We start from the raw sequence: 10,394 nt of genomic DNA, 5'->3' as shown, positions 1-10,394 counted from the left end.
ACCACGCTGGCGCCCCGCCCGTCCGCGCCGGGTGCGCCGGGTGCGCCGGGCGCAGCGTGGGCGCCGGGCGCAGCGTGGGCGCCGGGCGCGACCCGTGCAGTGCGTGCGCCGGGCGTGACATCCGGGCGTCGGCGTCCAGGTCGAGCAGCCAGCGGCAGCGGCTGATGGCGAGGGTGAGATCCCGGGGGTCGGTGAGGAACAGCCGACAGCCGATGTGGCCGGGGCGCGGGGTGAGGGAGACGATGCCGTGCCCGTGCGGGAGGGTGAGCGTGCGGCGGTAGGCACCGTCGCGCCACTCCTCGACACCGGGGACCGCGGTGGCGGCGAGGTGTCCGAAGAGGTTGGAGGGGTTCAGCGGTGCCCGGTACGGCAGCCGCAGCGTGATCACCCCCGGGGCGGGTGTCGGTGTCGCGGACCGGGCGGCGCGGCTGCGCAGCTCGCCCGGGGCGAGGGCGAAGACCTCGCGCACGGTGTCGTTGAAGGTGCGGATCGAGGCGAACCCGGCGGCGAACGCGACCTCTGCCATGGGCAACGAGGTGGTCTCGATGAGCAGGCGCGCGGTCTGGGCCCGTTGGGCGCGGGCCAGGGCGAGCGGGCCCGCACCCAGTTCGGCAAGGAGTTGACGCTCGATCTGCCGGGCGGAGTAGCCGAGTCGGGCGGCGAGCCCGGGGACGCCCTCGCGGTCGACGACACCGTCGCGGATGAGGCGCATGGCGCGGGCGACGGAGTCGGCGCGGGCGTTCCACTCCGGGGAGCCGGGGCTGGTGTCGGGCCGACAGCGCTTGCAGGCCCGGAATCCGGCCTGCTGGCAGGCGGCGGCGCTGGGGTAGAAGGTCATGTTCTCGACCTTGGGCGGCACGACGGGGCAGCTGGGGCGGCAGTAGATCCGGGTGGTGAGAACCGCCGTGAAGAACCAGCCGTCGAAGCGGGCGTCCTTCGACTGGACCGCCCGTACGCAGCGCTCGGTGTCCGTGTACATGTCTCCAGCATGGGTCACCGGGCGCCCTCGGGCTGGCGAGAATCCGACATCGACCTCGCACTGCCAGGCACTCTCCTCCGCCCGGGTCCCGCACCTTTCTCAGTCCCGTACCGGTCCGACGGGCCGGGCCGTTCCGGTGGTGGACGTCCGGCCGGTCTCGCGCCGCCCGCGCAACAGCACCGGGGCACCGGCGAGGCTCACGACGAGGGTGTCGATGCCGGCCGGCGCCGGCGCACCGGCGCCCCCGAGCAGGCTCACCGCCGGGCCGCCGAGCGCGGTTCCGGTCAGGTTGGCACCGTTCAGCGCGGCGCCGGAGGACGCGAAGGCCCGGCCGCGCACGCCGGCCAGTACGCACCGTCGGCCCGCCCACCGCTACGGATGAACCAGGCGGCCGAACCATTACGGACCGGCCGGGTGGCGGCCTGATCATCCGTACCGGTCGATGGGGCGGCGGCCGGCACCGCTCCCCCGCCACCGCCCCGAACGGTCCTCTCACCAGGAGGACTTGGTGACCCCCGGCAGCAGCCCGGCGTGGGCCTGTTCGCGCACGCGCACGCGGGAGAGCCCGAACTTCCGCAGATGCCCGCGCGGCCGTCCGTCCACCGCGTCGCGGTTCCGCACCCTGGTGGCGCTCGCGTCGCGGGGCTGGCGCCGGAGCTCGTCCGCCGCCGCACGGCGTTCGCCGTCCGTACTGGACGGCCGCCGGACGATCTCCTTCAACTCGGCGCGGCGGGCGGCGTACCGCTCGACGATCGCCTTGCGCCTCTCGTTCCGTGCGATCTTGCTCTTCTTCGCCATCAGACCTTCTCCCCCCTGGCCCGGATGCGGGCGACGGCCGCCTCGACACCGATGGCGTCGACCGTCCTGATCGCCCTGGCGCTGAGCGTCAGCCGGACGCTGCGCCCCTCGCTCGGCAGCCAGTACCGCTTGCGCTGGATGTTGGGGTCGAAGCGACGCGAGGTGCGCCGGTGCGAGTGGGAGATGCGGTTGCCGAAGCCAGGGCGGGCGCCGGTCAGTTGGCAGTGGGCGGACATGGCACTACTCGTTTCCCGCGGCGGACCGCGTATTGGAAATGGAAATCATTGCCATATAGTAGCGGCATGGCTCGCACCGAACTGCGCCCCGTCGTCAGGCTCCGCTCCACCGCGGGGACCGGCTACACCTACGTCACCCGCAAGAACCGTCGCAGCGACCCCGAACGCATGGTTCTGCGCAAGTACGACCCGGTCGCCCGCAGGCACGTCGACTTCCGCGAAGAACGCTGACCGACCGCTCCGGACGTCCAGTCCGGGCTCCCCTCCCCGAAGGACCCGCCATGAAGCCAGGAATCCACCCGCCGTACGGCCCCGTCGTCTTCCGCGACAAGGCGGCCGGGTCGGCCTTCCTCACCCGCTCCACCGTGACCAGCGACAAGACGATCATGTGGGAGGACGGCAACACCTACCCCGTCGTGGACGTCGAGATCTCCTCCGCGAGCCACCCCTTCTACACGGGCACCGCGCGCGTACTGGACACCGCCGGACGCGTCGAGCGGTTCGAACGCCGCTACGGCCGACGCGGGGCGAACTGATGCGGAGCGCGACGCGATTGCCCGTCGTGATCGTCGGCGGTCTCCACTCCGAAGCCCGCAGGGAGGTCGTGGAACGGCTGCTGCGCACCGTCCCCGGCAGCGTCGCCCTGCACCACGATCTGACCGACGCCGCCGAGGGGACGGTGCGACGCACCGTGCGCAACGCCTCGGGCGAACTGTCCGGCGCGGACACCCCGCTCGTCGACGACTGCGCCTGCTGCGCGCTGCGCGAGGACCTGGTTCCCGAGCTGCGGCGGCTGGCCGACGCCGGTCCGGCCGGGCCGGCGATCGTCGAGCTGTGGGACTCCGTCGAACCCCGGACGATGGCCGAGGTGGTCGTCGCGCACGGCGGCGACGTGCTCGAACTCACCAATGTCATCACCGCCGTCGATCCCGCGCTCGTGCTGCCGTACCTCGGGAACGGCGACGACCTGGCCGAGGCGGGACTCGCGGCGGCGGCGAACGACCGGCGGACCGTGGGCGACACCTGGGCGCGTCAGCTGGAGTACGCGCCCGTGCTCGCCCTCGTGGACAACGAGGCGGCGGACGACGAGGACCGCGCTCTCCTCGCCCAGCTCCACCCGACGGCCCGTCATGTGCCCGCCGGATCCCCGGAACTGGCCCGCCTCGCCTTCGCCGGCTTCGACGTGGACTCGGCCGCCGCCGCCCAGCACCCCGCCTGCGCGCTGCTGCCGCAGGAGGCGGACGAGGCCGGTGTCACCACGCTCGTCTGGCACCGCAGCCGCCCCTTCCACCCCGAACGGCTGTACCGGGCGCTGGAGGACCTGTGCTGCGCGGCGGCCCGCAGCCGTGGCCGCTTCTGGCTCGCCGACCGGCCCGACACCCTGCTGGCCTGGGACGCGGCGGGCGGCGCGCTCTGCGTGGAGAGCGCGGGTCCGTGGCTGGCGTCGCTCCCGGACGCCGCCTGGGACCTGGTGCCCCCGGTGCGCAGGGCCGCGGCCGCGCTCGACTGGCATCCCGAGCACGGCGACCGCTGCCAGCACCTGGTCTTCACCTCACCGGCCCTGGACCGCGACGGGGTGGTCCGGGTCCTCGACTCCTGCCTCCTCACCGATGCCGAATACGCGGAGGGGCCCGAGGCGTGGAAGCGGCTCCCCGCCCCGTTCGACTCGTTCCTCGACCCGGTCCCCTGACCTCGCCCTCACGCCCTCCGAATACACAACCATCCGAAAACCGCAAGGAGTTCATATGGCACGACGCGACGACCAGCGCGCGTCACCGAAGGCCCGGCCCAATCCGCTGGACGCGGCCGGAATCACCTACATCGACTACAAGGACACCGATCTGCTGCGGAAGTTCATCTCGGACCGCGGCAAGATCCGCAGCCGTCGCCTGACCCGCGTCACCGCCCGGCAGCAGCGGCTGCTCGCCCGCGCGATCAGGAACGCCCGTGAAATGGCCCTGCTGCCCACTCCTCACAAGTGACAGCGCACCGCGTGGTCTCGGCGTGCACCTCCCCGGCGCGCCGAGGCCGCGCGGTCCTTCCCCGCGCGACGGCGGTCGCGCTCCGCCGCGCTCAACCGCGCGCCGACAGAACCTCTTCGAACACGGCATACGCCTGCGCGTCGAACAACACGAACCGCACCTCCTCGACCGGCGCGACGGCCTCCGCGAGCACCGTACGGACGGCGATGCGCGCCCCGTCGTCCATGGGCCAGCCGTAGATCCCCGTCGAGATCGCGGGAAACGCCACCGTCCGCGCCCCCAGCTCCGCCGCCACGCGCAGTGATTCGCGGTAACAGGAGGCGAGCAGCTCGGAGCGGTCCTCTCCCCTGCTCCACACCGGCCCCACGGTGTGCACCACCCACCGGGCGTCCAGCCTCCCCGCGGTCGTCGCCACCGCCCGCCCCGTGGGCAACCCCTTCCCGTACCGCGAAGCCCGCAGCTCACGGCAGGCGGCCAGGATCTCGGGCCCTCCACGCCGATGCACCGCTCCGTCGACCCCGCCCCCACCGAGCAGGGAGGAATTCGCCGCGTTGACGATGACATCGGCGGACTGCCGAGTGATGTCGCCCCGTACCAGAGTGATGGTGACGGCCTCGGGTTCAGGTGTACTCATACACCCATGATGCCGCGCCCGGGGCGGGCGGCGTCCCGCGGCGGCAGCGCACCGACGGCGAAATCACACGCCCGCTCCCCGGACCACGTGGCAGTGTGACCGGGTGACGGAATTCAACACCCTGGGTGAAAGTGCCGACTGGCAGAGGGACTTCGAGCAGCGGCTGCGCGCCGCGTACACGGCCGCCGGGCTCGGCGAGGCCGCGGTGGCGCGCAGGGTCGAGGAGGTGCGCGCCGACATCCTCGACTGGACGGTCGTCGAGATCGCGGAGGCCGGTACCCGAGTGGGGCACGTCGCCGTGGTCGTGACCGACGACCACGGCAGGCCCGCCGGCCGTATCGGCGACCTCCGCGTCGGCGCGTCGCACGCCGGACGGGGGTACGAACGGGCCGCCAGGGACTGGGCCGAGAGGTGGTGCGCGGAGCGTGGAGCGCGCCGGGTGGATGTGCGGCTCACGGGACCCGAAGAGGCGCCGTTCGACGACTACGGCGTCCGCGGCCAGGTCAGGGCGCGGCCCGTGGCATCCCCGCCGGAACCGCTCGACGGCATCACCGCACGCCCGATGGCTCCGGACGAATTCCCCGAATGGCTCGCCGCGGAGAAGGACTCCTACGTACACGGCATCGTCCGGGCGGGAGCGCTGAGTCCCGAGGACGCCGCACGCAAGTCCGACCGTGACTTCGCGAAGCTGATCCCCGAGGGCCTGGCCACGCCCGGCAACACGTTCCTGGTACTTGAAACAGGCGGCGAGAAGATCGGCACCGGCTGGTTGAAGCACGGGTATCTTCCCGGCGTCACCTACGGGTACTCGCTGCACGTCCAGGAGCGGCATCGCGGCAGAGGGTACGGGCGGGCCGCGATGACGGCCGGGGAACGGGCCGCGCTCGCGGCGGGCGACTCGGCGCTGATGTTCACCGTGTGGGGCGGCAACGAGGTGGCGATGAACCTGTACACGAGCGCCGGTTACCACGTCGTGGAGGAGCACCGCTCCATCGACCTGTCCCGCCCGGCCTGACGGGCCCGGCCCCCGGGACCTGTCCACACCCGACGGCCCCGGCCCACGCGCACGTCAGGCGCCGGTTCCACACCTGACGTGCCGTCAGTACATCGTGCGCAGGCGCCTCCACACCGCCTTCGCCGCATGGTGGCCGGACATGCCGTGGACCCCCGGGCCGGGCGGGGTCGCCGAGGAGCACAGGAACACCGCCGGATGGGCCGTCGCGTACGGGACACGCGCCAGCTTGGGACGGATCACCGTCTGGAGACCGGCGAACGCGCCGCACGCGATGTCGCCGTCCACGTAATTGGCGTTGCGCGCCGCGATCCGGGGTGGACCGGCCACCGCCCTGGCCAGCACCAGATCACGGAACCCTGGGGCAAAACGCTCCAGTTGACGTTCGATGACCTCGGTGGCATCGCCCTCCCAGCCCGCCGGGACGTGTCCGTACGCCCAGAAGACGTGCCGGCCCTCGGGCGCGCGGGAGGGGTCGATCAGGCTGGGCTGCGCGGTGATCAGGAACGGCACGCTCGGGTCGTGGCCCGCCACGGCGGCGCTCAGCGCGGCGTCGATCTCACCGGCCGTGGGACCGATGTGGACCGTCCCGGCCCGGCGCGCCTCCGGAGCGGTCCACGGGACCGGGCCCGACAGCGCGTAATCGATCTTGAAGCAGGACGCGCCGTACCGGTAACCGCTGTACGCGCGGCCCAGGCCCGCGATGCGGGCGAGGGCGGAGGGCGAGGTGTCGAAGACGTACGCCCGGGCGGGCGGGAGTTCATCGAGGCGCCTGACCTCCGTGCCGGTGCGGATCGCGCCGCCCTGTTCTCGTACGTACGAGGCGAGGGCGTCGGAGATGGCCTGCGATCCGCCGCGCGGCACCGGCCAGCCCTTCTCGTGCGCGGCCAGGGCGAAGAGCAGGGCGATCCCGCCGGTCGCCACCCCGCTGACGGGCGCGATGGCGTGGGCGGCGAGCCCGGCGAGCAACCCGCGCGCCTTCTCGCCCCGGAATCGGCGGGAGAGCAGCGTCGCGGGCTGGAGCGCGTCGAGACCGAAACGCACCCAGCGGTACGGGTCACGGGGCAGCCCGTCCCACGGGGTGCGCAGGAAGTCCTCGGCGAGGGTGTCCCAGTGGCCGAGGAACGGGGCGACGAGTCTGCGGTAGGCCCCCGCGTCCTGGGCGCCGAGCGACATGGCGCTCTCCCCCACGGACCCGGTGAGCACCGCGGCGGACCCGTCCGGGAACGGATGGGCCAGCGCCAGCTCCGGCTGGAGCCACTCCAGACCGTGCCGGGCGAGCGGCATGGCGGCGAACGCGGGCGAACCGATGCCCAGCGGATGGACGGCGGAACAGGGATCGTGGCGGAAGCCCGGCAACGTGAGTTCCTCCGTGCGGGCACCGCCTCCGACGGTGTCACCCGCCTCGAAGACCTCCACGGCGAAACCGCGCCGGGCCAGTTCGGCCGCGGCGGTCAGTCCATTGGGCCCCGCCCCCACGACGACGGCATCGAGCATCGACGGCACCTTCGGACTCCTTCGTCAGCCGACGGCCAGCACGTCCAGGATATTCCGAGCCTCCGGCGGCGCGGGCCGGGGTGGGGTCACGCGCGATCGAGCCACCGAACTCTCCCGCTCGGCGGCCGCCGGTGACACGGGAGGCCCCGATCGTGCCCGCCCGGATCGCCGACATGGCCCCCCGGCTCGTCCCGGTGCCCGGTGTCCGCGCGGTCTCCCTGGTCGGCAGCCGGGTCCGAGGCACGCATCGCCCGGACTCCGACCGGGATCCGGGCGTCTGCTGTCACGGCGTCCCCGATGTCGCCGCGCTCATCGCGCCGGCCTCCGAGGTCCGGGGCGCTCCCGCAGCGGTCGCGGGGCCCGGCGGCTGGGGCCCCTGGGAAGCCGCGTGGGAGGCGGAGTTCCTGGTGGAGGGCGCCCGCAAGTCGTCCTCCGTCGGCGACACGCTCCATGTCGCCCTGTGTCTGTCGCGCGCGTTCGGCATCCTCGCCCAGTCGCTCCACGCCCACCACCGCGTGTGGTGCCTGAACGAGAAGGGCGCGCCGGCCGTCGCGGCCGCGCTGCCGGACGCTCCCAGGACCTCGCCGCACGAGTCGGTGAGGTGATGCGGGGGCTGGACCCGGCGGCGGTGGAGCGGGCGTCGGAACGGGTACGGAGCGTCCGGTCGGCCCTCGCGCCCGGCGGCGGGGAAGGCCCGGACGGCGCCGACGGCGCGGAACGCCGGGAGGGCGCGGGCGGCCGGGAGGGCGCGGACGGCCGAGGGACCGGGGCCCTGACTTGACCCACGACGGACGGGGCCGGGGACTGCCGGGCGGTGGCCGTGGTCAGGCGCCTTCGCGCAGCGCGCTCAGGACACGTTCGACGGTCGCCCCGTCGCGGCCCGCCGTGAACGGCAGGTCATTGCCTCCGGCGATCCGGAAGGGGGCGCCGGAGAGCGTGGCCTGGGCGCCGCCCGTCTCGGCGACGAGCAGCAGACCGGCCGCGTGGTCCCAGGCGTACTCCCAGGTGAAGGCGACCGCGTCGAGCTCCCCGCGCGCGACGGCGAGGTATTCGAGACCGGCCGAGCCACAGGGCCGGGCGTCGATGCCGTCGGTACGCAGGCCGAGCAGTGCCCGCTTCTGTGCGTCGGTGGTGTAGTCGGGGTGCGACGTGGCCACTTCGAGAACGGCGCCGGGGGCGGGCGTGCCGGACCGTATCGGCTGCCCGTTCAGCGTGGCGCCCCGGCCGCGGACCGCGACGGCCATCTGGTCGAGGGCCGGGGCGTAGGTCCACGAGGCGAGGAGTTCGCCGCGGTGGGCGAGGCAGACCAGGGTGCAGAAGCCCGGTTCACCGCGTACGAACTGGCGGGTGCCGTCGACCGGGTCGACGATCCACACCGGAGCGTCACCGTCCAGCGCGTCGTACACCGAAGGATCGGCGTGGACCGCCTCCTCCCCGACCACGAGCGAGCCGGGCAGGAGCCGGGACAGCGAGGCGGTGAGGTGTTCCTCGGCCAGCCGGTCGGCGACGGTGACCAGGTCGTGCGGGCCGTTCTTCTCGACGATCTCGTGCGCGGCGAGCTGCCGGTGGCGGGGCATGATCTCGGCGGCGGCCGCCGCGCGCACCGCCTCCTCGACGTCGTTCAGGCGTCCGGCGGGACCGCCGCCGTCGGTGTCGGTGTTCCCGACGATTGCGGAGATTTCCGCGATTCCGGCGAGAAGTTCATCCATCATGCCCCCAGCCAATCACGCCCCGCGGGGAAACCGATGACCTGCCCATGGCGGGAAGGTGGCCGCCAGGTGTACGACGGGCCGCACCCGTGTGGCGCGCGACACACCGAGCCGGACGCTCGAAGTCCAGGGGCTCAGAGCCAGTCGTCCCTCCTCGGCGGCTCGCAGAGCTCGAAGACCACCTCACCGGCGGTCGGATCGCCCCCGCCCAACGGTCGCACCCGCGCACCGACCGCCACGAGGTGCGGTGCGGCGCCCACGACGCGGCAACGGAACACGAATCCCTCGGGGAGCCTGACGAGCGACTCGTTGCGTGCCGCCTCCGTGTAGCGGTGCACGACGCCGGATCTCACCACGACGCCCAGACCGTCGCTGTGTTCGGACTTCAGATCACTCGACGCGCACACCGGGCACAGCAGCCTCCGGAACGAGGCCGTGCCGCACCAACGGCAGCGGTGGTAGTGCAGGCCGGTTTCCTCACGCTCCGTCTGCACGGTGTCATTCGACGACTGGGACACGTTCGACCCCTTGCGCTCGGCTCGGATGCGCCATGCGTGCGCGTCGGCGCGTCCGCACCATAGGGCACTGAGTGCCGAAACGTAAAGGCACTCAGTGCCAAAGAGGCGACTTCCGGCGTCAGTCCTGGCCGATGACCGACTCGATCTGCTGCACCACCCGCCACATCGGCGCGTTCTTCGCGGCGACCATCACCACCACGTCGCCGTCGGCCGCGCCACCGTCGGCCGAGGGCGGCGACACATCCCCGGCCGCCACACTCCCCCACACCCTCCGCACCAGCCCGAAGGCGTGGTCCACCGTCGCCTCCGCGTCGCCCTCGCCCCCCGAGCGCAGCCAGGTGCGCAGTCCGTTGTTGTGCGCGGCGACCACGGACGCGGCGATCACCTCGGCACGGAGCGCGCCGTCCCGCGCGTCGCCGTAGCGCTCACGGAGGTGGCCGGCCAGCGTCTGCTCGTACCGGCGCACCACGGACAGTTCGTAGGTCCGCAGCCCGGGCACCTCCCGGGTGAGCCGGTAGCGCTGGACGGAGAACTCGGGGTTGGCCGCGTACATGCGCAGCACGAGGCGGGCCGCGTCGCACACCGCGTCGACCGGTTCCATGTCGCCGGCCGCGGCCAGGAACGCGGTCATGTCGGCGAGACACCGCTCATGGTCCGGGAAGACCGCGTCCTCCTTCGAGGGGAAGTACCGGAAGAACGACCGGCGCCCGACCCCGGCCCGGGCCACGATGTCGTCCACCGTGGTCCGCTCGAAGCCCCGCTCCAGGAAGAGCTGGAAGGCGGCCTCTGCCAGCACCTCCCGCATAGGAGCCTTCTTCGCCGGTCTGCGTGCGTCAGTCATGCGGGGAACGTAGCACCGAAAGACGCTTTCTGGCACTGCGTTCCTTTGAGCCGTCGGTGGCCACGGTCGAGCGTCCCCGGCGGCGATCAGGCGAGACGAAGGGGCGCAGCTCGGGGGCGACTTCGAATTGGATCTGGTTGACCACGCGGATGTACGCGTTACGCACCTGGCCGAAGCTCTGCTGGCGG

General features: G+C 73.0%; 14 protein-coding genes and 2 pseudogenes. 6 read left to right on the top strand and 10 right to left on the bottom strand.

Features of this window, described 5'->3' with window-relative positions; genetic code table 11:
- The 4 genes from AMK22_RS36445 to rpmB all read right to left on the bottom strand — a co-directional run.
- On the bottom strand, positions 1–979 hold a 979-nt coding region (locus AMK22_RS36445; protein ID WP_199883427.1), incomplete at its 3' end, for a bifunctional transcriptional activator/DNA repair enzyme AdaA.
- Positions 980–1,078: 99 nt separating this feature from the next.
- On the bottom strand, positions 1,079–1,318 hold the full coding sequence (locus tag AMK22_RS36440; protein WP_073791978.1) for a hypothetical protein: 240 nt from the start codon (positions 1,316–1,318) through the stop codon (positions 1,079–1,081).
- A 153-nt stretch (positions 1,319–1,471) separates the two neighbouring features.
- Entirely contained in the window at positions 1,472–1,777 is a 306-nt protein-coding gene (gene rpsN / locus AMK22_RS36435; RefSeq protein ID WP_073791976.1) for a 30S ribosomal protein S14, read from the bottom strand.
- On the bottom strand, positions 1,777–2,013 hold the full coding sequence (gene rpmB, locus AMK22_RS36430) for a 50S ribosomal protein L28 (RefSeq protein ID WP_073791974.1): 237 nt from the start codon (positions 2,011–2,013) through the stop codon (positions 1,777–1,779). Before rpmB ends, rpsN begins: the two co-directional genes overlap by 1 nt.
- A gap of 66 nt (positions 2,014–2,079) precedes the next feature.
- Between rpmB and rpmG the strand changes: the two genes are divergently transcribed.
- From rpmG to rpsR, 4 genes are read left to right on the top strand one after another with little or no spacing between them, the layout of a single operon-like run.
- A complete protein-coding gene (rpmG, locus tag AMK22_RS36425; protein ID WP_073791973.1) occupies positions 2,080–2,244 on the top strand; it encodes a 50S ribosomal protein L33 in 165 nt (54 codons plus the stop codon).
- A gap of 50 nt (positions 2,245–2,294) precedes the next feature.
- Positions 2,295–2,549 carry a type B 50S ribosomal protein L31 gene (locus tag AMK22_RS36420; RefSeq protein WP_073791971.1) on the top strand — a complete coding sequence of 85 codons (255 nt, stop codon included), beginning with the start codon at positions 2,295–2,297 and terminating at the stop codon, positions 2,547–2,549.
- Complete coding sequence (locus tag AMK22_RS36415) at positions 2,549–3,703, top strand: CobW family GTP-binding protein (protein ID WP_073791970.1); 1,155 nt, start codon at positions 2,549–2,551, stop codon at positions 3,701–3,703. The genes AMK22_RS36420 and AMK22_RS36415 overlap by 1 nt, the downstream gene beginning before the upstream one ends.
- Before the next feature lie 55 nt (positions 3,704–3,758).
- Positions 3,759–3,995: a 30S ribosomal protein S18 gene (gene rpsR / locus AMK22_RS36410; protein ID WP_073791968.1), complete on the top strand. Its 237-nt coding sequence runs from the start codon at positions 3,759–3,761 to the stop codon at positions 3,993–3,995.
- A 91-nt stretch (positions 3,996–4,086) separates the two neighbouring features.
- Here rpsR and AMK22_RS36405 read toward each other — a convergent pair whose 3' ends face one another.
- Positions 4,087–4,629, bottom strand: a complete 543-nt coding sequence (locus AMK22_RS36405) for an O-acetyl-ADP-ribose deacetylase (protein ID WP_073791967.1) — start codon at positions 4,627–4,629, stop codon at positions 4,087–4,089.
- A 103-nt stretch (positions 4,630–4,732) separates the two neighbouring features.
- On the opposite strand from AMK22_RS36405, the gene AMK22_RS36400 reads away from it, so the two are divergent.
- The gene (locus tag AMK22_RS36400) at positions 4,733–5,644 is read left to right on the top strand and encodes a GNAT family N-acetyltransferase (RefSeq protein WP_073791965.1); all 912 of its coding nucleotides are present in this window, start codon (positions 4,733–4,735) and stop codon (positions 5,642–5,644) included.
- 84 nt (positions 5,645–5,728) lie between these two features.
- Here the strand turns inward: AMK22_RS36400 and AMK22_RS36395 are convergent, their stop codons facing one another.
- The gene (locus AMK22_RS36395; RefSeq protein ID WP_073791963.1) at positions 5,729–7,147 is read right to left on the bottom strand and encodes a phytoene desaturase family protein; all 1,419 of its coding nucleotides are present in this window, start codon (positions 7,145–7,147) and stop codon (positions 5,729–5,731) included.
- 164 nt (positions 7,148–7,311) lie between these two features.
- Between AMK22_RS36395 and AMK22_RS36390 the strand changes: the two are divergent.
- Positions 7,312–7,814: pseudogene (locus AMK22_RS36390) on the top strand (hypothetical protein); the annotation flags it as partial.
- A gap of 148 nt (positions 7,815–7,962) precedes the next feature.
- Here the strand turns inward: AMK22_RS36390 and AMK22_RS36385 are convergent.
- The 4 genes and pseudogenes from AMK22_RS36385 to AMK22_RS40410 form a co-directional block, all read right to left on the bottom strand.
- Positions 7,963–8,850, bottom strand: coding sequence for an inositol monophosphatase family protein (locus AMK22_RS36385; RefSeq protein WP_079186599.1), 888 nt, complete (start codon positions 8,848–8,850; stop codon positions 7,963–7,965).
- A gap of 131 nt (positions 8,851–8,981) precedes the next feature.
- Positions 8,982–9,341 (bottom strand): Zn-ribbon domain-containing OB-fold protein, encoded by a 360-nt coding sequence (locus AMK22_RS36380; protein WP_242434313.1) that lies wholly within the window; start codon positions 9,339–9,341, stop codon positions 8,982–8,984.
- Between the two features lie 142 nt (positions 9,342–9,483).
- Positions 9,484–10,170 (bottom strand): TetR family transcriptional regulator, encoded by a 687-nt coding sequence (locus AMK22_RS36375; RefSeq protein WP_079186598.1) that lies wholly within the window; start codon positions 10,168–10,170, stop codon positions 9,484–9,486.
- 28 nt (positions 10,171–10,198) lie between these two features.
- A pseudogene (locus AMK22_RS40410) lies at positions 10,199–10,394 on the bottom strand (hypothetical protein); the annotation flags it as partial.

The organism is Streptomyces sp. CB01580 (assembly GCF_001905795.1).
GTDB lineage: Bacteria > Actinomycetota > Actinomycetes > Streptomycetales > Streptomycetaceae > Streptomyces.
This window is presented reverse-complemented; position numbering and strand designations above follow the sequence as displayed.

Coding starts and splice junctions, on each gene's coding strand:
- AMK22_RS36420 (WP_073791971.1), top strand. CDS start 2,295: ATGAAGCCAGGAATCCACCCGCCGTACGGCCCCGTCGTCTTCCGCGAC.
- AMK22_RS36385 (WP_079186599.1), bottom strand. CDS start 8,850: ATGATGGATGAACTTCTCGCCGGAATCGCGGAAATCTCCGCAATCGTC.
- rpmG (WP_073791973.1), top strand. CDS start 2,080: ATGGCTCGCACCGAACTGCGCCCCGTCGTCAGGCTCCGCTCCACCGCG.
- AMK22_RS36415 (WP_073791970.1), top strand. CDS start 2,549: ATGCGGAGCGCGACGCGATTGCCCGTCGTGATCGTCGGCGGTCTCCAC.
- rpmB (WP_073791974.1), bottom strand. CDS start 2,013: ATGTCCGCCCACTGCCAACTGACCGGCGCCCGCCCTGGCTTCGGCAAC.
- rpsN (WP_073791976.1), bottom strand. CDS start 1,777: ATGGCGAAGAAGAGCAAGATCGCACGGAACGAGAGGCGCAAGGCGATC.
- rpsR (WP_073791968.1), top strand. CDS start 3,759: ATGGCACGACGCGACGACCAGCGCGCGTCACCGAAGGCCCGGCCCAAT.
- AMK22_RS36375 (WP_079186598.1), bottom strand. CDS start 10,170: ATGCGGGAGGTGCTGGCAGAGGCCGCCTTCCAGCTCTTCCTGGAGCGG.
- AMK22_RS36405 (WP_073791967.1), bottom strand. CDS start 4,629: ATGAGTACACCTGAACCCGAGGCCGTCACCATCACTCTGGTACGGGGC.